The following is a 19,007-nucleotide window of genomic DNA, read 5'->3' as shown; positions in this document are numbered from 1 at the left end:
GATGAGCAGCTTTTCGCCTACCCGGTCCTGGTAATAAGCGGATTTCCGCTCATGCCTGCCCAATAAAATCCTCGCGCACCAGCCCATGCCGTTGCATCTTCTCGTTAAGCGTGCGCCGCGGCAGTTGCAAAGCCTCCATCACCGACTTGATCTCGCCCCCATGCTGACGCAAGGCCGCACGCAGGCATTGCGCCTCGAATGCTTCCATCTGCTCGCCCAGCGACTGCCCGGCAGGTGCCACCTCGATGTTTGGCGAACCCAGCCCCAGCGCATGCCGCTCCGCCGCATTGGCCAGCTCACGCACGTTGCCAGGCCAGTCATGTGACAGCAGCTGCGCCAGCTGTGTACCCGATAGCGGCGGGGCAGCGCGACCAAGCTTTTCACCGGCAGCGCGGGCAAAGTGTTCGAACAGCAGCGGAATGTCCTCCCGCCGCTCGCGCAGCGGTGCCAGGCGCAATTCGGCGACGTTCAGGCGGTAGGCCAAGTCTTCGCGGAAGCGCCCGGCACGAGCCTCCTCGAGCAGGTCGGGCTTGGTCGCAGCAATGATGCGCAGGTCGACGCTGATGCTCTGGTTGGCCCCCAGGCGCTCCAACTTCTGCTCCTGAATCACCCGCAACAGCTTGGCCTGTTGGGCCAGTGGCATGCTCTCGATTTCGTCGAGGAACACGGTGCCACCGTTGGCATACTCCAGCTTGCCGATCCGTTTACCCTGGGCGCCCGTGAAGGCGCCGCTCTCATGGCCGAACAGTTCGGCCTCGAACAGCGACTCGGGGATGGCCGCGCAGTTAAGGGCTACAAAGGGCTTGGCGGCACGAGGGCCAAAGTCGTGCAGGCAGCGGGCCACCCGCTCCTTGCCACTGCCGGTTTCACCGCGGATCAGCACGTTTACCGGCAGGCTGGCCAGGTCCAGGACTTGCCGGCGCAGCTGTTGCAGGCCCTGGGACATGCCCAGCAGCGTGCCTTCCAGGCGTGACTTGAGGTCGGCCTGCTCGTGGAGCCGGCGGTTCTCCAGCACCAGCTGGCGCTTTTCCAGGGCGCGACGCAGGCTGCCCAGCAAGTCTTGCGGCGTGAAGGGTTTTTCCAGGAAGTCATAGGCCCCGTTGCGTATGGCTTCTACCGCCATCGGTACATCACCGTGACCGGTCAGCAAAATCACGGGCAGGTCGGGGTCGTTCGCTTGCAGGCGTTCGAGCAATTGCAGGCCATCCATACCCGGCATGCGTACATCGCTGATGATCACCCCAGGGAAGTGCTGCGGCAGGTGCGCCAGGCACTCTTCGGCGCGAGCGAACAACTGCACGCTGAAGCCGGACAGGCTCAGCCATTGCTCTACAGCAGTGCGGATACTGGCTTCATCATCTACGACGATCACCGAATTCAACATACAGGCTCCAGGTCTCGGGGCAGGGTAAGGCTCAGGCGCGCGCCGCCAGGCAGGTTTTCGGCCCGCAACTGGCCGCCGGCCTCATGGACGATGCCGTAAGAGATGGCCAGGCCCAGCCCTAGCCCTTCCCCCACCGGTTTGGTGGTGAAGAACGGGTCGAAGACCTTGGCCAGGTCGGCTTCGGCAATGCCGCCACCCGAGTCGAGCACACTCAGGCGCCATAGCTCCCCGTCGGGTTCGATGCGGATCTCCAGGCGTTTGTAACGCTTGTCGATCATGGCGTCGAGTGCATTGTGCAGGAGGTTTATCAGCACTTGCTCCAGGCGGATGGCATCGCCGCGTACCCAGGCCGGGCGTGCCAGGTACAGAGCCACCTCCACTTCCTCGCTGCGAATGCGCGCTTCCAGCAGGTGCAAGGCCTGATCGACCACGGTTGCCAGGTCGAGGCGTTCGCGCAGGCCCATCGGGCTGTTGCGGGCAAAAGTTTTCAGGTGGCTGGTCAGTGCTGCCATGCGCGTGAGCATCTGTTCCAGCGGCTCCAGCGCTTGCCGCGCTTCGTCATGGCGACCATGGTCAAGCAGCAGGCGCAGGGTTTCCAGTTGCATACGTTGGGTGGTCAGCGGCTGGTTGATTTCATGGGCCATGGCCGCTGACATTTGCCCGAGTGCGGCCAGTTTGGCTGATTGCACCAGGCCTTCCTGGGCAGTGCGCAGCTCGCGGGTGCGCTCCTCGACCTGGCGTTTGAGTTCTTGCCGGCTGCGCTGGCGCAAGCGTGCCAGGCGCAGGCGTTGACTGACGAAAAGGGCGGCGAACACCAGGCTCAGCCAGACGGCGGCGGCGCCAAGGGCTGCATTACGGCCGTCTGCAGCGACCTGCGGTTTGCGCAGCAGGTGCAAGGTCCAGTTTTCGCCTTCCAGCGGCAGGCTTTCCCACAAGTACTCGGTGCTACCCTCGGGGCCTTGCACGCGGCTAAGGGTGCTGTAGGGGGCAAACCGCGTCAGTACCTGATGCTGTAGCGGCACCAGCGGTTGCTTGTCGTACTGACGGGTTTCGGCCAGCTCGGCGCGGTCGGCGCCACTGAGCGGCTGAAGCTCGCGGTAGCGCCAGCCATCCTGGTTTGCGATGAACGTAATACCGCGGGCGTCGCTGACCAGCAGGATATCGTTGCCCTGTCGCCATTCGCGTTCCAGCTCGGGGAATTCCAGCTTCACCACCATGGCACCAAGGAATCGGCCGTGCTCGTCGTTCACCGCGCTGGCGAGGAAGTAGCCCGGCACGCCACTGGTCACGCCCACGGCATAGAAGCGGCCACTGCCCTGGCTGCGGGTTTGCTTGAAGTAGGGACGGAAACCGTAGTTGGAGCCGACGTAGCTGCTGGGCAGCCGCCAATTGCTGGCGGCAATGGCCAGGCCGGTGCGGTCGAGCAGTTCGAGGGTGGAGGAATTGGCGGCGCCATTGATACGTTCGAGCTTGTGGTTCAGGGCGTTCTGAACGCCTTCATCGATCGGGCCGCGCAAGGCTGCTATCAGTTCCGGATCCAGCGCCAGCACGGCGGGGAGAGCGCGGTAGCGGTCGATCAGGGTGTGCAGTGCGTTGGCGTACAGGCCCAGTTGCTGGCTGGCACGCTTGGCGTCGTCTTCCATGGCCTGGCGCTTGGCCTGGTGCATTGCCCAGCCGGCGCTGAGTGCGGTACCCAGCACGATCAGCAGGCTGATCAGCCCCAGACGCAGGGCGCGAAAGGAAAAGGGCATTGGGGGCGGATCCGGTGGTGGGATATCGGGGCGGCCTCTTCGTGGGTAAACCCGCTCCTACAGGTACTCTGCAGCACCTGTAGGAGCGGGTTTACCCGCGAAAAGGCCGGAACAGGCGGCCTTTTTCAGTCAAAGCAATTCGAAGCTCTGCTGCTGCACCGCTTGGGAATCCAGCCCTACCTGGACATTGAACTCCCCAGGTTCGGCAACCCGCTGCAACTGGCCATTGTAGAACTTCAGGTCGTCCTCGCTGATGCGGAAGGTCAACGTGCGGGTTTCACCCGGTTCAAGCATCAGCTTCTGGAAGTTTTTCAGCTCTTTCACCGGGCGGCTCATCGACGCCGACACATCCTGCAGGTACAGCTGCACCACCGTCTCGCCTGCAACCTTACCGGTGTTCTTGACCGTTACCTTGGCTTCCAGCGTATCGCCGCGCTTGAGATCCTTGCCCGACAGGTTCAGGCCCGACAGCTCGAAGCTGCTGTAGCTCAAGCCATAGCCGAACGGATAAAGGGGCCCGTTGGGTTCTTCGAAGTATTGCGAGGTGTAGTTGCCCGGCTTGCCCGGCGTGAACGGCCGGCCGATGCGGGTGTGGTTGTAGTACATCGGGATCTGCCCCACAGACCGTGGGAAGGTAATGGCCAGCTTGCCGGAGGGGTTGTAGTCGCCAAACAGCACGTCGGCGATGGCATTGCCGCCTTCGGTGCCGGCGAACCAGGTTTCCAGGATGGCGTCGGCCTGCTCGCGCTCCCAGCTGATCGACAGCGGCCGGCCGTTCATCAGCACCAGCACCAGCGGTTTGCCGGTGGCCTTGAGCGCCTTGATCAGCTCGCGCTGGCTGGCCGGGATCTCCAGGGTGGTACGGCTCGACGACTCATGGGACATGCCGCGGGACTCGCCAACTACGGCTACCACGACGTCGGATTGCTTCGCCGCCTTGACTGCTTCATCGATCAGCACGGCAGGCGGGCGTGGGTCGTCGACGATTTCCGGGGCATCGAAGTTGAGGAAGTTCAGGTAATCGAGGATCGCCTTGTCGCCCGTGACGTTGGAACCTTTGGCGTAGACCAGCTTGGCCTTGCCGTCCACGGCGCGGCGCAAGCCCTCGCGCACGGTCACGGAGTGGACGGGTTTACCGTCGGCGGCCCAGCTGCCCATCATGTCGATCGGGGCATCGGCCAGCGGGCCGACCAAGGCAATGGTGCCGGCCTTTTTCAGCGGCAGGGTCTGGTTGCGGTTTTCCAGCAGCACCAGGCTGCGGCGTGCCACGTCACGCGCAGCTTCGCGGTGCAGGCGGTCGTTGCCGTAGTAGTCTTTCAGGTCGGTTTCGGCCTTGCCGATGCGCACGTAGGGGTCTTTGAACAGGCCCATGTCGTACTTGGCACCAAGCACCTCACGCACCGCCTGGTTCAGTTCGCGCTGGGTCACCTCGCCGGACTTCAGCAGGCCCGGCAGCTCTTCGCCGTACAGGGTATCGTTCATGCTCATGTCGATGCCGGCCTTGATCGCCAGCTTGGCGGCTTCACGGCCGTCACGGGCGACGCCGTGGCGAATCAGCTCCTGGATGGCGCCGTGGTCGCTGATGGTCACGCCCTTGAAGCCCCACTCCTTGCGCAGCAAGTCGTTCATCAGCCAGGTGTTGGAGGTGGCTGGTACGCCGTTGATCGAGTTCAGCGCTACCATCACGCCACCGGCGCCCGCATCGAGCGCGGCGCGATAGGGCGGCAGGTAGTCGTTGTACATTTTCGGCAGGCTCATATCGACCGTGTTGTAGTCGCGCCCGCCTTCCACTGCGCCGTACAAGGCGAAATGCTTGACGATGGCCATGATGCTGTCGGGGTTGGCCGGGCTGCTGCCCTGGAACGAGCGCACCATTACCTGGCCGATTTTCGAGGTCAGGTAGGTGTCTTCGCCGAAACCTTCACTGGTGCGGCCCCAGCGTGGGTCACGGGCGATATCCACCATTGGCGCGAACGTCATGTCCAGGGCGTCGGCCGAGGCTTCGATCGCGGCGGTTCGGCCGACCTTGGCGACGGCCTCCATGTCCCAGGTAGCGGCCATGCCCAGGCCGATCGGGAAGATGGTGCGCTCGCCGTGGACGGTATCGTAGGCGAAGAACATCGGGATCTTCAGGCGGCTGCGCATGGCCGCGTCCTGCATTGGCCGGTTTTCGGGGGCAGTGCGTGAGTTGAAGGTGCCACCGATACGGCCGGCGGCGATTTCTTCGCGGATCTTCTCGCGGGGCATTTCCGGGCCAATGCTGATCAGGCGCAACTGGCCGATTTTCTCGGCTTCGGTCATCTGGCTGATCAGATGCTCGATGAATGCCTGCTTGTCCTGCAGGGGCGGCGCGGAGGGGGCGGCGAGGGCCGCCTGACTGGCAAGGCCCATGGCCAGGCCCAGCAAAGACAGTTTCATCATCAATTCCGTTATGGGGCCGCTGCCGTATCCACGGTGATAGGTGCGCGACCGAAGTTTTCAGGCGGCTGTTGTTGTACGATTTGCGGGCAATTCTTCCAGCGGCGGATTATGCCTGAATATGTCGCCTGCGGATGAAGCCCCGAATGCCGGGATAACAACTATAAGAACGCTCAAGAGACCGACGGCATGACCCCCATCAACGAATACCATCAGCGGCAGATTGCCGAAGCCATTGCCCGTGCCGAACGGCGTACCGATGCCGAACTGGTGACGGTGCTGGCCCGTCGTGCCGACGATTATGCGTATTGGCCGTTGTTGTGGGCCGCCGTGCTGGCACTGACCGTGCCCGGTCTGTTGCACTGGCTGCTGGCTTGGCCCAGCGTGCGTGGCGTGCTGCTGGGCAACGTGCTGTTGTTCGTCGGCCTGTGCCTGCTGCTGCGCAACCCGCGCCTGGCCGATTGGTTGATCCCCCGTGCCTTGCGCCGCTGGCGCGCCTCACGCCTGGCCCGCCAGCAGTTTCGCGAGCAGAACCTGCAGCGCACAGCAGGCGCCACGGGCGTGCTGATTTTCGTCAGCGAGGCGGAGCGGCATGTGGAGATTCTGGTAGACCGCGGTATCGAGCACTACCTCGATTCCAACGCCCGAGCGGCCATCGTCGCCCGCTTTGCCGAACAGGTGCGCCAGGGCCGGACCTTGCAGGGCTTTGTCGAGTGCATCGAGGCGTGTGGCGAGCTGCTTAGCCAGCACGTGCCGCGAACCCATGCCCGCAACGAATTGCCCAACCGTTTGGTGATTCTCGACTGAAGGAGCACCAGCGTTGCTGGAGACCGCTCCCACAGGGTGCTTGGGGCACGTTAGAATAGGCGTTCCGCTACCCAAGGCTCCCTTTTTCATGTCCGCCAGTACTTCTGTATCTTCCGCGCCGGATGCGCGCGCTCAGTTTCTCGACCTGCTGAACGCCGCCCTGCACGGCGAAACCCTGGTCAAACTGGTGCTGGCGCGCCATGTCGGTGCCGACCAGACCTTGCAACGGATCATTGCCAAGCCGCTGCAGGTCAAGGGCCAGCCGTGCCTGTCGCTGGTCTACCGCCACCAGACCCGCGACATCACCCGCAACCTGCCGCTGGACCAGGCCCAGGTGCTGGTTGCCGAGTTGCTGCCGGACAGCTTCCGCAATGCTCACCTGTTCGATGCTGACGGCGAAGTGCAGCTGACCTTCAGCAAGAAGGGCAAACCGATGCTCCAGCGCCACGGCGCCCAGGCGCCGCGCGTGGCCGACACGGGCAGTGGGCATGACCGCGAGAAGAAGCGTTATCTGGAGCTGTCGCGGCCGTTTCTGCGCGACCTTGGTGTGACCGACGCACAAGGCGCACTGATACCGTCCATGTCACGCAAGTGGAAGCAGATCAACAAATTCATCGAGGTCTTCGATCACGCCCTGGCCAATGCGCCGGTGTCGACGGAACAGGCGCTGCGGGTGGCCGACTTCGGTTCGGGCAAGGGCTACCTGACCTTTGCCATGCACGATTACCTGCGCAACAGCCTGGGCCGTGACGCACAGGTGACTGGCGTGGAACTGCGCCAGGACATGGTCGACCTGTGCAATACCGCAGCCGCACGCCTGGACCACCCGGGCCTGGAGTTCCAGTGTGGTGATGTACGCAGCGTGGTGCCTGAGGCCATCGAGGTGATGATCGCCTTGCATGCCTGTGACATCGCCACCGACTACGCCATCCACACCGGCATCCGCTGCAACGCCGCAATCATCATGTGCTCGCCGTGCTGCCACAAACAGATCCGCCCGCAACTGCACAGCCCGGGGTTGCTGCAACCCATGCTGCAGTACGGCCTGCACCTGGGCCAGCAGGCCGAAATGCTCACCGACAGCCTGCGCGCGCTGTATCTGGAAGCCTGTGGCTATGAAACCAAGGTGTTCGAGTTCATCTCGCTGGAGCACACCAACAAGAACAAGATGATTCTTGCGGTGAAGCGGCGCCAGGCGGGGGATAACGGGGCGTTGCTGGAAAAGATTGCCCAGCTCAAGGCGTTCTATGGGGTGCAGGAGCATTGCCTGGAGACATTGTTGCGGGCGGATGGGTTGCTCTGACGCCACCCACCGGCATGCCTGCAGGGGACGCTGTCAGCGCCGAGCAGAGGGCACTTCGATAGCCAATGCTGCCTGCCCCAACGGATGGGTGCTGGCATCGAAGAAATGCAGCACCGTCCCCGGCAAATCCCCGAAACGATCTGCAAAATGCTGCTTCTGATTAATCACCGACGCCTCGCCCAGCGGCCGAATGGCAATGGACAGCTGTTGCGGACGTGCTTGGCGCACAGCGTCGAGCAGGTGCCGGTCACTGCTGTCCAGGTGCTGCCCGAACAGGCATAGCCCCTGGCTTTCCTCTGCCAGTTGCCCCAGGCACCAGCTCAGGTAGTCCGAGTTGCGGATGGCGCGCAGTTTTTCGTCGCAGCGGTCTTCGTTGACGAAAAGCGGTACTTCACCCGGGATGTTCACGGCAAACCCATCGAGCAGTTCGGCACTTTCAGCGCTGCGCTGGCGGGTGGTGCCGTCGGGCAGCTTGAGCAGGTGCAGGCCGCCGTGCAGGTGCAGCACCCGGGTACCTTCGCTGCCGGTGCGTCGCACGTCGAAATAGCCTTGTTCGTCGAACAGCTCGGCGAAGCCATTCGGGGCGTGCTGCACGGCCCATGGCAGCAGCAGGTCGTAGTTGCTGGTGTAGACGCTTCGATAGCCGCGCAGCGCCTGATTGAGGGTTGCCAAGGTGGCAGGCGGCAGCAGCGGCCAGGGCAGATGCACCGTACGCACGGCGTGGATCAACGCTTCCTTGATCGAGTAGTAGCGGTTCAGCGGCGCGGTGGAGTTGATGGCCAGGGCGGCATTGGTACGCACCGTGATGTTGAGGGCGCTGAGCACAGGCTCGAACAGTTCCGTGGCCAAGGACTTGAACAGTGCCTGGTCGCTGACCGCCAGGCCTTTCTTGCGGCCTGCGCGTTGCGCTTGCTCGAACAGCGAGAAGTAGCCGAACGGCTTCCATACTGCGCGGCTGGCGCCATTGCCCAGCAGCAGGGCGTCGCAGGGGTGGCGGGCGGCGAGTTCTGGCCAGGGGGTAAGGGTGGCATCGAGTGCGGGCATGCTGGGTCCGTTGGGTGGTGCGGGGAACGGGGCGACTTTAGCATGTCATGGGAGGTGTGCGAGGGTTGGTGTCAAGGCGATGGTTTTGGGTTGTCTGTGCTGGCCCTTTCGCGGGTGAACCCGCTCCTACAAGTCCATGTAGGAGCGGGTTTACCCGCGAAAGGGCCACCACAGTCGCAGCACGTTGAACAGGACGAAAGCCGCTCAACCCTGTTCGGTCACTTGCACACTGCGGTTTCGGTTGCGCCACACGCGGTACGCGCGAATTCCCGCGCGGACCGAGCCGAATAGCAGTTTGTCTTCCATGTCCCGCGCCATCCCCGAGCGCACCAGCATGCGGAGGAAAGTACCGCGGGCGCGGGCGATGGCGAAGAAGATGCCTTGGGCCGCCAGGGTGTCGCGCACTTCGCGTAGGGCGGCCATGCCGCTGACATCGATGCTGGTTACCGCTTCGGCATCGAACAGCACGGCTTTAGGCTGGTCCTGGCTTTGCACGGCTTCCAGCAGGCGCATCTTGAAGTAGTCGGCATTGAAGAACAGGATGGCGTCGTCGAAGCGGTACACCACCAGGCCAGGCACGGTGCGGGCGTCCTTGAACTTGCGGATGTCCACCTGGCCTTCGGTGCCCGGCAGCCAGCCCAGTACGGCATCGGTGGGCTGGTAGATGCTGTAAAGCAGGCGCAGGATCGCCAGGGTCACGGCAAACACGATGCCAGGCAGCACGCCCAGGCCCAGTACGCCCGCCGTGGTCAGCAGGCACAGCCAGAACTCGAAGCGGCTAAGGCGCCGGATGTGCCCCAGCGACTTGATGTCGATCAGCCCCCAGCCAGCCATCAGCAACACGGCGCCCAACGCAGCCTGCGGGATCCACGCCATGGGCGCGGTGAAAAAAAGCAGGATCAGGGCGATCACCAGTGCCGCGATGATGCCCACCAGCTGGCTTTTGCCACCGACCATGTCGTTGACTGCAGTGCGCGAGTCGGCACCGCTGATGGCAAAGCCCTGGGAAACCCCGGCTGCCAGGTTGCTCACGCCCAGCGCGACAAATTCGTGGTTGGCGTTGATCGCATAGCCATGCCGGGCGGCAAAGCTGCGTGCGGTAAGCATGGCGCTACAGAAGCTGACGGTGGCGATACCCAGGGCGTCGCGCAACAAACTCTTCATTTCCGCCAGGTTGCTGTGTGGCCAGGCCAGTTGCGGGATGCCTGCAGGTACCGGCCCAAGGACGGCGACGCCGAAGCGGTCGAGGCCGAACAGGCCAACCAGCAGCATGAACAGCGCCACTACCGTGAGGGCGGCGGGTAGGCGCGGGTAGCGCCGTGGCAGCCAGATGAGCAGGCCCAGGGCGGCCAGGCCGATGATCAATGTGACCCAGTGAATTTCTCCCAGGCGCTGGAAGAAGTTGATCAGGCTGAGGATGAAACCATCGCCCTCGATCTTGAAGCCCACCACCTTGGACAGCTGCCCGGCGATCAGGCTCAGGCCGATACCGTTGAGGTAGCCGATCAGGATCGGCCGCGAGAAAAAGCTGGCGATGAACCCGGCTCGCGCCAGGCCGGCGGCAATCAGCATCACGCCGACCAGCACGGTGACGATCACCGACAGTTCAGCGATGCGCTGCGGGTCGCCCATGGCCAGCGGTGCCACGGCACCGGCGATCATCGCGCAGGTGGCGGCGTCGGGGCCGACCATCAGCTGGCGCGAGCTACCGATCAGCGCGTAGACCATCATCGGTAGCACACAGGCGTACAGGCCATATTGCGGCGGCAGCCCGACGATCTGCGCATAGGCAATGGCAATGGGAATCTGGATCGCGGCTACCGACAGGCCAGCTTGCAGGTCGGCGTGGAACCATTCACGGCGGTAGTGCAGCAGGTTGGCAAGGCCCGGTAGCCAGCGGGAGAGAAACATGCGTTGTCCTTTCGAATGGTTTCACGAATCCATTGAGCATATCCGCCACAAGCCGTTTCGCTTGCACGCGCTGAGGCCCGATGCGCATTGAAGCGGATCGGCGGGTAAATGGCCATGGGCCAGATCACGGGAGGGGGAAAAACGAAAAAAGGAGCCAAGGCTCCTTTTGACTGCGATGACGTTGCTGGAACGCCATGCGGGAATGCGATGTGGAGCGGGTAGAGGGAATCGAACCCTCAACTAAAGCTTGGGAAGCTTTCGTTTTGCCACTAAACTATACCCGCATCTGAGCTCGACTTTTTACCAGAACCTTCAGCGAATTAGAAGCCCAAGTTATAAAAAAGCTTGTCGGCGCCCCATGGCTTGCGGGTATTTGCTACAAGGCGCCGAGCCGCTCAGATGGCAAATGCATGCTGCCCCTGTTGCACAGGTTGGTAACGGTGGCGGGGTTCACGCACGGTTGGCTTGAGGAACCCCAGCATGACACTGCGGGTGTTCTCGCAGGCGGTCTTGTTCTCCATGTCCAGGAAGTGGCCCGCGTCGCGGATCACGCTGAACTGGCTTCTGCCCACATGCTTGCTGAACTGCCGCGCATCCTCGACTGTGGTGTACTCGTCGCGTTCGCCGTTGATGAACAGTACCGGGATGTTGATATTGCGCGCACCTTGCAGCGCACGTTCCAGGTCGTGCTCCAGCACCTGGTTGATGTGGAAGTGCATCTGTGCGTACTCGTGGCTGTCCAGGCTGCTCACATGGCGGTAGTTGAAGCGCTTGAACAGCGACGGCAAGTGCTTGCCGATGGTGTCATTGACCAGGTTGCCGACCTGATAACGGTCGCAGGCGGCCAGGTACTGGCAGCCACGGTCCAGATAGTCGCGCATCGGCTCGTTGATCACTGGCGAGAACGAACTCACCACTGCCTTCTTCACGTACCGCGGCTGGTGCGCCAGCGCCAGCAGCGTGCTTGCGCCACCCCACGAAAAAGACATCACGTGGTCTGCCTGGAAGTGCTCGATCAGCTCAAGGAGGATATGCGCCTCGGTCTCCTTGCTGATCAGCCGTTCGTGACGGTTGTGCGGCTTGGACTTGCCTGAATACGGCTGGTCGAACAGAACCACGTTGAACTGTGGGTGCAGGTTACGTACCGTCTGGGCGAACGAGGCCGTGGTGGCCAGCGAGCCGTTGATCAGGATGATCGTGTTTTCGGCCGCATCCGCGCGATAGAACTCCGTGTAAACCCGATACTGACCTTGGATATCAAGTACAGCGATTTCTGGCCTCATGTCATCGACTCCTGGCGCAAAAAGGGTATTCGCGTCACCTAGGGTGCACGTGCTTTATGACAGGTAGGCATTTGCCTGAAGATAAAACCGGGGGCCCTGTGTCGATCCTTGGCACTTGCGTCGACGGTATTGTTTTTGGCGGGCAATTTGCCGTGCCCCAAGGCATCTAGGCCTTGGGTGGCCGGCAAAAAGTGTCATCGACCGCGGGTGTGACTTGGTAGTCACATGCAGACTGACGATTTGGATTCAAGCAGTGGGTTGGGGATCGCGCAAGTGCCGTTCGGTAAGTAATGTGACTTTTGTCGCTGAGCGGTCGTATGACGAGCCGGGCTGTCTGTTGCGGCCTAGACGGTGGCTATCTCATGCGCCGTCAGTTCACGGTACTCCCCCGGCGCCAACCCCGGATCCAGCCGGATCGCCCCCATGCTTTCCCGATGCAGCCCCACCACCTTGTTGTTGAAATGCCCGAACATGCGCTTGACCTGGTGATAGCGCCCTTCGACGATCGCCAGCCGGGCCTGGTGGGGGCCGAGGATATCCAGCTGGGCAGGCTGGGTGGTGAGGTCTTCGAAGGCGAAATAGAAACCCTCGCGAAACTTGGCCACATAGTGCTCGCCAATCTCGTCCTCGGTGTCCACCAGATAATGCTTGGGCAGCTTGGTAGCAGGCTGGGTCAGGCGCCTTGACCACTGGCCATCATTGGTCAGGAGCATCAGGCCGGTGGTGTTGAAGTCCAGGCGACCGGCGATGTGCAGGTCATCTCGCAACACCGTTGGCAGCAGGTCGAGAACGGTACGGTGTTGCGCATCGTGGGTGGCGCTTACGCAGCCAGTGGGCTTGTACAGCATCAGGTAGCGGGCCGGGCGGCCGACCTGCAGCAGTTGCTCGTCCAGCTCTACGCGGCTGAATTCACGTACTTCGGTCAGCGGGTCGCTGACTGTCTGGCCGTCCACCCGTACGCGGCGTTGCGCCAGCATCAGGCGAACTTGCTGGCGGTTGTAGCTGGGTAGGTTGGCGAGGAAACGGTCAAGGCGCATGGTAACGATCAGTGGGCAGCGGATGGGCGGAGCTGTTCTTCAACGGCGGCGCAGCGCGGGCACAGACAGGCCTTGTTGCGCAGTTCGTCGGGCAGGGCCTGGAGCACGGCCGGGTCGATGGTCACGCTGTAGCACCAACAAGCCTGGGTGGCGCGGCGTGGGTCGGCCAGGCTGCACTGGTTGAGGGCACCGCAAGCGGGGCAGAGTTGCTGGTCATTCATGGCGGGTTTCACTGCAGACGCGGTTGCGGCCAGCCTGCTTGGCACGATAAAGCGCGCGGTCGGCGCGGGTCAGCAGGGCGTGCAGGGTATCCCCCGGTTGCAGGCTGCTCAGGCCGATGCTGGTGGTCAGCCGCAGCGGCTTGTTGTCGTAACTGAAGGTCAGCTGCTCGGTGCGTCGGCGGATCTTTTCCGCCACCTCGATGGCCTGGCGGCCTTCAGCTTCGCGCAGTAGCACGATGAATTCCTCACCGCCCCAGCGGCACAGTATATCTGACTGACGCAGGCTGCCTTGCAACACATTGGCGAATTGGCGTAGCACTTCGTCACCTGCCAGGTGGCCGTGGGTGTCGTTCAGCGCCTTGAAGTGGTCCAGATCGATCAGCAAGGCCACCAGTGGGCTGCTGTCGCGCCGTGCTTGGCGTAGCGCCTGGGCGGCGAGCAGGTCGAAGCTGCGCCGGTTGTGCAAGCCGGTGAGGCTGTCGAGCGTGGCCAAGGCTTCGGTGCTGGCCTGGTGGCGGCGGACCATGGCATGCACCAGTGCCAGCACCACCAGGGTGATCATCGTACAGATCGCCAGGTTCAGGTACAGAGCCTGGCGAATGCGGTCGAGGATGCCGGTTTCGCGTTTGTCCACCAAAAGGTACCAGTCCAGTTCGGGCAGGTGGCGCACGTTGAGAAAGTGGCTGTGGTTTTCGCTGTCATGATACTCGTGGCTGCCTTCACCTGGCACCAACTGCTCGGCCAGCATGTCCTTCAGCTCAGGGTTTTCCTTAAGTGGCTGGCCGACTTGCAAGCCATGCGGGCCGCCCCCGGAGCCGGTCAACAGCACCTTGCCTTTGGCATCCGTGAATAGCACCGCACGCTGGTAGCGGCGTTGGTACTGATCGATCAGCTCGACCACCGACGATACGCTCAGCCCTACGCCTGCCGCGCCGATGAAGCGCTGCTGGTAGTCGTGCACCTGGTAGTTGATGAACATGGTCAGGCTGTCCTGGTTGGCCATGTCCAGGTCGACGTTGATCTCATAAGGGGCCTTGAGTTCACGCAGACGGAAATACCAGGCATCACGCCAGGTGCCCGGTTCGACATGCTTGAGCACACCTTTGGCCTGGTAGTAGGTCAGCGTGCGATCGGATACGAAAAAGGACGTGAAGATGTCCTGCTTGCCCATGACCTCGTCCAGATAGCGGGTCATGCGTTCGGTATCCTGCTCGCCGGACAGCACCCAGTCTCGCAGGAAGGTGTCCTGGGCCATCATCGAGGCGATCAGCACCGGGCGGATCAGGTCTTTCTGGATTTCCGAGTAGACAGTGTCGGAGGTCAGCGGTAATTCGGTATTGATGATGCTGTCGCGGATGGCGCTGCGCGAGGAGAAGTAGCTGAGCAGCGAAGTGGCCAGGAAGCTGCAGGCCAGTAACACGAGCAGGGTAACGATCAGCGAGCGCTGCGAGAAGAGAGCGGAACGTAAGGGCATGATCTTCCCGTGATGTGTGCCAAGCCGCTTATTCTAGTGAGATGGCCGGCAAATGACTGCAAGTTTTTCAGGGTTATTTCACCTGTATCAAGTTATTGCAGGAATGGCACTGCACCTGCGCGCCACTGTCTTATTCAGTGTCGATTAACGTATCTCGTGTCGACGCTCGCCAGCGCCGCTGTTCGGGCACTCCAGCGGTCCAGGAGGCCGCCATGTCCTATCGAATCCTGTTGGTCACCCTGCTGGGGCTGATGACTTCGGCCTGCGCCCCGTACTATGAGCGCGGGGGCTATTACCGTTCGGACTATTACTCCACCGACCGCTATGTGGCGCCGGGGTATTACCGCCATGACCGCTACTATGTGGCGCCAGCCCCGCGCTACTACTATCAGCCTGCCCCCCGTTACTACCGTGGGGCGGCCCCTGCACCCCACTACCGGCCATATGCGCAGCCAGGGATGAACCAGTGGCATGGCAATCCGCGCCATGACTATGGCAATCGCCAGCGGCAAGACTACAGGCAGGACCGGGATCGCCATGACTATCGCAATGGCAGCCAGCGTTACCGGCAGGGCGATCGGCACTCCAATCGGCAGGTGGACGACCGCGGCCGCTGGGACGGGCGGCGGGGGCAGGGAGGAGGAGGAAACTGGCAGCGCTAGGTGAGTGGAGGCGGGGGCTGAAAAGCAGCCCCCGGATCAGCAAGCTAACCCACATCCGCCAATGGGTGCCGCCCTTCCCACGCCTTGGCAAAATGCGCCTCGACTACCGCCGCCGGCACTTGCGCCACATCAGGCCAGTGCCAGCGCGGCTGATTGTCTTTGTCCACCAGGCGAGCGCGCACACCTTCACTGAATTCAGGGTGGCGGCAACAGTTCAGGCTCATGCTGTATTCCATCTGGAACACTTGCGCCAATGACAGGTACCGCGCCCTGCGGATCTGCTCCCAGACCAGATGCGCCGTCAGCGGGCAACCCTCATGCAGGCGTTGACCGGCATCTGCCAGCAATGGGTCGTCATGCTGCTTGAGCCTTTCCAGCGCGCGCCAGGCTGAGGCAGCATCAGCCACGTCGAGTAACTGATCGATCTCATGCCGTCGCGGCAGCCACTGGGCATCAGGCAGCTCGGCCCAGGCACGATGCTGCTCGGCCTTGAGCAGGCTGTTCAGTTGTATGGCAGTCTGCTCCTGCCAGTTGAGTTGCAGCAACTCCTCGATCAAGGCTTCTTGCTGGTGCTCGCCCAGAAAGCGGTCAGCCAGGCCCAGGTCAAGGGCATCGCGGGCGTTGATCGGCGCACCTGTCAGGCCGAAGAACAAACCCAGCTTGCCCGGTAGCCGGGCCAGGAACCAACTGGCGCCTACGTCAGGGTACAGGCCGATACTGATTTCCGGCATGGCCAACCGGCTGCTGGGGGTGACGATGCGTACATTGGCGCCTTGCAGCAGCCCCATGCCGCCACCTAGCACATGCCCATGGCCCCAGCACAGTAACGGTTTGGGGTAGGTGTGCAGGGCAAAGTCCAGGCGGTATTCGGCGGCGAAGAAGGAGGCCGCCAGCGGCGGGACACTGCCGGGGTGGTCGCGGCAGGCTTGCACCAGCGCACGTACATCGCCGCCTGCGCAAAAGGCTTTTGCCCCGTTGCTGCGCAGCAGCACGCAGACGATACCCGGGTCACGGGCCCAGGCGTGCAGTTGTTCGCCCAGCACCTCGATCATCGGCAGGTTCAGGGCATTGAGCGCCTTGGGCGCATCCAGGGTGGCGATGCCGATGCGGGCGCCATCGACGCCGGTGAGTACCTCGCAGTGAATGGTCATGGACTACCTCTCGCAAGTCATCGCTCAAGTATGGCTTGCCTGGCCGATCATGCCGGTCGTCGGTCGGATCGTTTGACAAGCGCGAAGGGCTTACCTAGTGTCGCGCCATTGTTTATGGAAGGCCCCATGACTGAAGACGATCGCATCAAACTCGAACCCGGCTGGAAGGCCGCATTGCGCGGTGAATTCGACCAGCCTTACATGCACCAGCTGCGCGAGTTCCTGCGTGGCGAGTACGCTGCCGGCAAGGAGATCTACCCGCCAGGGCCGCTGATCTTCAATGCGCTCAATTCGACACCGCTGGATCAGGTGAAGGTGGTCATCCTCGGTCAGGACCCGTACCACGGGCCGGGGCAGGCACATGGCTTGTGCTTCTCGGTGCAACCAGGCGTGGCCACGCCGCCGTCGCTGGTCAATATCTACAAGGAGCTGCAGCGCGACCTGAACATCCCGATCCCCAGCCACGGCTACCTCCAGAGCTGGGCGGAACAAGGCGTTCTATTGCTCAACACGACCATGACCGTCGAGCGCGCCAATGCCGCGTCGCATGCCAAGAAAGGCTGGGAATTGTTTACCGACCGGATCATCCAGGTGGTCAGTGAGCAATGCCCGAACGTGGTATTCCTGCTATGGGGGGCACATGCGCAGAGCAAGCAGAAGCTGATCGACGGTACCAAGCACCTGGTATTGAAGTCGGTCCATCCTTCACCGCTGTCGGCGTATCGCGGGTTCATCGGTTGCGGGCATTTCAGCCGTACCAACAGCTTCCTCGAGCAGCGGGGGCTCGGGCCCATCAACTGGGCACTGCCCCCACTGTGAGAAACTGCGGGTGGGGTACGCAATCGCTCAGGGCCTCATGCTGATGCGCGGCTCGCTGCGCTGGCCAATGGCAATCCCCCGCTCATGGTTCTGGCGCACGTACTCCACCAAGGCTTCCAGGTCGGAGATACCGGTGTCCTGGCGTCGCCTTCCTTCTTTGAAAGTGGCCAAGCCACCGCCACCATCGGCCAGGAAGAGGTTGCTGACGACGCGATAATGGGTCAACGGCTCAAGGGGTTTGCCGTGCAGACGTACACTCCCCTCGACCACACGGCTGCCGACAGGCCGTGAACCATCCCATTCATAATGGAAACCTTTCGATACTTGCAGCGGATTGAAATTGCCCCTGTTCCATTGAAGGTTGAGCAGTTCGGTAATCTGCCTGCCTGTCAGTTCCTGAACTATCAGAGGGTTATTGAACGGTTGTACGGCGAATAATTGTTCGTAGGTCAGGTCGCTATCGGCAGGTTGTATCAGGTCACTTCGCAGCCCACCCAGGTTGAGAAAGGCAACCTGGGTCTGAAACGCTTGGGTCATGGCCAATTGGGCATCCGTGACCAGGTTCCCCAAGGTTGTTTCACCGGCGGCATTTTCTTCGCGGTCAAGTTCTGCCGTCGAGATGCGTCCTATGGGTTCGAGCAGTTTTTCCCCGGACCGCTGACGCACTTCCTCCAGCAAACTCGTCAACTTGGCATTCGGCAGGTAGTTCTGTGGGTCAGCAGGAATATTGCGGGCGGTGATGTTCGTGACGTGATGGGTGCCTGGCGTCACCTGCAACTTCAACTGAGTCAGGAAGTGGCCGTACTTGCCAGCCTGAGTGATGCTCAGGTCACCCACCTTGCATTGATAGCTGGCATGCGAGTGACCGCTGATGACGGCATCTACCGCAGGATCCAGCCGCTTCGCCACGTCGACGATCGCACCGCCCAGCTGACTGCAATCCTTCGTGTCGAACGGCTCGGCGGTATCCCCTCCCTGGTGCATGACCGCAATGATTGCATTGACACCTTTGGCTTTGAGCTCCGGAATCACGTCATTGATGGCTTGCGCTTCATCTGTGGCCTTGAGCCCTGCGAATGCTCTGGCCGAAACCACTTTTTCCATGTTGCGCGGTACTGCACCGACGAACGCTATCTTGACCCCTTTTACCTGCTGAATGTGATAGGCCGGTAACAAGCGTTTGCCCGTAGTGGTATCGATCAGGTTGGACGCTATGTAAGGGAAGCCACTTCCTGGATAGTTACCGCGAAACTTGCAAGCCTTTTCAGGGCGCGTTGACTCGCATCCTCCGTGGATCTGTCGAAGAAACTCGGCCTTGCCTGCATCCAGTTCGTGGTTCCCGGATGCGCTGACGATCATGCCCATCGCGTTCAAGGCCTCAAGCACAGGCTCGTCAGCCCAGAGCGCAGAAATGGCGGGGCTGCCCCCTATCAAGTCGCCAGCGCCGATGAACAGCAGATCGGGGTCCTGCGTTCGCAGTTCATCGAGCATGGCGCCGAGTGTGGCGATGCCGCCGTAGGTCAGGCGGGTAGCGCCTTTCGCGCCGGCGTAGTCTTGGGGGTTGGGTTCCAGGTAGCCGTGAAGATCATTGATAGCCACGACGTTGATCTGGACGGGGGCAGGTGACTCTGCGGCAAGACTGCCTGCGCTAAAGGCAAGGCATGCCCAGGCAATAGCCGAGCGATAGTTGCAAGAAAGACGGACTTTCATCTTTACCTCTTGAATGCCGGGAAGTGTGGGTT

The 19,007-nt window shown here is 62.1% G+C and carries 15 protein-coding genes and 1 tRNA gene; 4 read left to right on the top strand and 12 right to left on the bottom strand.

The window, feature by feature from the left end:
• Positions 1-49 precede the first annotated feature (49 nt).
• From INQ47_RS08330 to bglX, 3 genes are all read right to left on the bottom strand, one after another.
• A complete protein-coding gene (locus tag INQ47_RS08330) occupies positions 50-1,384 on the bottom strand; it encodes a sigma-54-dependent transcriptional regulator (RefSeq protein WP_404701492.1) in 1,335 nt (444 codons plus the stop codon).
• The gene (locus INQ47_RS08325; protein ID WP_404701491.1) at positions 1,378-3,135 is read right to left on the bottom strand and encodes an ATP-binding protein; all 1,758 of its coding nucleotides are present in this window, start codon (positions 3,133-3,135) and stop codon (positions 1,378-1,380) included. The genes INQ47_RS08330 and INQ47_RS08325 overlap by 7 nt, the downstream gene beginning before the upstream one ends.
• Before the next feature lie 129 nt (positions 3,136-3,264).
• A complete protein-coding gene (gene bglX / locus INQ47_RS08320; protein WP_404701490.1) occupies positions 3,265-5,556 on the bottom strand; it encodes a beta-glucosidase BglX in 2,292 nt (763 codons plus the stop codon).
• Positions 5,557-5,742: 186 nt separating this feature from the next.
• On the opposite strand from bglX, the gene INQ47_RS08315 reads away from it, so the two are divergent.
• Positions 5,743-6,360, top strand: coding sequence for a TPM domain-containing protein (locus INQ47_RS08315; RefSeq protein ID WP_404701489.1), 618 nt, complete (start codon positions 5,743-5,745; stop codon positions 6,358-6,360).
• Between the two features lie 88 nt (positions 6,361-6,448).
• Positions 6,449-7,663, top strand: a complete 1,215-nt coding sequence (locus INQ47_RS08310; protein WP_404701488.1) for a class I SAM-dependent methyltransferase — start codon at positions 6,449-6,451, stop codon at positions 7,661-7,663.
• A 33-nt stretch (positions 7,664-7,696) separates the two neighbouring features.
• Here INQ47_RS08310 and INQ47_RS08305 read toward each other — a convergent pair whose 3' ends face one another.
• The 7 genes from INQ47_RS08305 to INQ47_RS08275 form a co-directional block, all read right to left on the bottom strand.
• Positions 7,697-8,707 carry a DUF4917 family protein gene (locus INQ47_RS08305; protein WP_404701487.1) on the bottom strand — a complete coding sequence of 337 codons (1,011 nt, stop codon included), beginning with the start codon at positions 8,705-8,707 and terminating at the stop codon, positions 7,697-7,699.
• Positions 8,708-8,911: 204 nt separating this feature from the next.
• Positions 8,912-10,618, bottom strand: a complete 1,707-nt coding sequence (locus INQ47_RS08300; RefSeq protein WP_404701486.1) for a SulP family inorganic anion transporter — start codon at positions 10,616-10,618, stop codon at positions 8,912-8,914.
• A gap of 210 nt (positions 10,619-10,828) precedes the next feature.
• Positions 10,829-10,902 (bottom strand) — tRNA-Gly (locus INQ47_RS08295).
• A gap of 111 nt (positions 10,903-11,013) precedes the next feature.
• Positions 11,014-11,901: a (R)-3-hydroxydecanoyl-ACP:CoA transacylase gene (gene phaG / locus INQ47_RS08290; RefSeq protein ID WP_404701485.1), complete on the bottom strand. Its 888-nt coding sequence runs from the start codon at positions 11,899-11,901 to the stop codon at positions 11,014-11,016.
• A gap of 344 nt (positions 11,902-12,245) precedes the next feature.
• Positions 12,246-12,938 carry a pseudouridine synthase gene (locus tag INQ47_RS08285; RefSeq protein ID WP_404701484.1) on the bottom strand — a complete coding sequence of 231 codons (693 nt, stop codon included), beginning with the start codon at positions 12,936-12,938 and terminating at the stop codon, positions 12,246-12,248.
• Positions 12,939-12,946: 8 nt separating this feature from the next.
• Complete coding sequence (locus tag INQ47_RS08280) at positions 12,947-13,159, bottom strand: cysteine-rich CWC family protein (protein WP_021785757.1); 213 nt, start codon at positions 13,157-13,159, stop codon at positions 12,947-12,949.
• Positions 13,152-14,633 carry a diguanylate cyclase gene (locus tag INQ47_RS08275; protein WP_404701483.1) on the bottom strand — a complete coding sequence of 494 codons (1,482 nt, stop codon included), beginning with the start codon at positions 14,631-14,633 and terminating at the stop codon, positions 13,152-13,154. Before INQ47_RS08275 ends, INQ47_RS08280 begins: the two co-directional genes overlap by 8 nt.
• A 212-nt stretch (positions 14,634-14,845) precedes the next feature.
• Between INQ47_RS08275 and INQ47_RS08270 the strand changes: the two genes are divergently transcribed.
• Positions 14,846-15,295 carry a hypothetical protein gene (locus INQ47_RS08270; protein WP_252459700.1) on the top strand — a complete coding sequence of 150 codons (450 nt, stop codon included), beginning with the start codon at positions 14,846-14,848 and terminating at the stop codon, positions 15,293-15,295.
• Between the two features lie 44 nt (positions 15,296-15,339).
• Here the strand turns inward: INQ47_RS08270 and INQ47_RS08265 are convergent, their stop codons facing one another.
• Positions 15,340-16,446 carry an enoyl-CoA hydratase/isomerase family protein gene (locus INQ47_RS08265; RefSeq protein WP_404701482.1) on the bottom strand — a complete coding sequence of 369 codons (1,107 nt, stop codon included), beginning with the start codon at positions 16,444-16,446 and terminating at the stop codon, positions 15,340-15,342.
• Positions 16,447-16,572: 126 nt separating this feature from the next.
• On the opposite strand from INQ47_RS08265, the gene ung reads away from it, so the two are divergent.
• Positions 16,573-17,265 carry a uracil-DNA glycosylase gene (gene ung, locus INQ47_RS08260; RefSeq protein WP_404701481.1) on the top strand — a complete coding sequence of 231 codons (693 nt, stop codon included), beginning with the start codon at positions 16,573-16,575 and terminating at the stop codon, positions 17,263-17,265.
• Positions 17,266-17,292: 27 nt separating this feature from the next.
• On the opposite strand, the gene INQ47_RS08255 is transcribed toward ung, so the two are convergent.
• Positions 17,293-18,975 (bottom strand): bifunctional metallophosphatase/5'-nucleotidase, encoded by a 1,683-nt coding sequence (locus INQ47_RS08255; RefSeq protein WP_404701480.1) that lies wholly within the window; start codon positions 18,973-18,975, stop codon positions 17,293-17,295.
• Between the last annotated feature and the right edge of the window lie 32 nt (positions 18,976-19,007).

Source organism: Pseudomonas sp. 3HC3, assembly GCF_044904505.1.
Lineage (GTDB): Bacteria > Pseudomonadota > Gammaproteobacteria > Pseudomonadales > Pseudomonadaceae > Aquipseudomonas > Aquipseudomonas putida_Y.
Note: the sequence above shows the minus strand (reverse complement) of the source record. Positions and strands in the feature narration are given on the sequence as shown.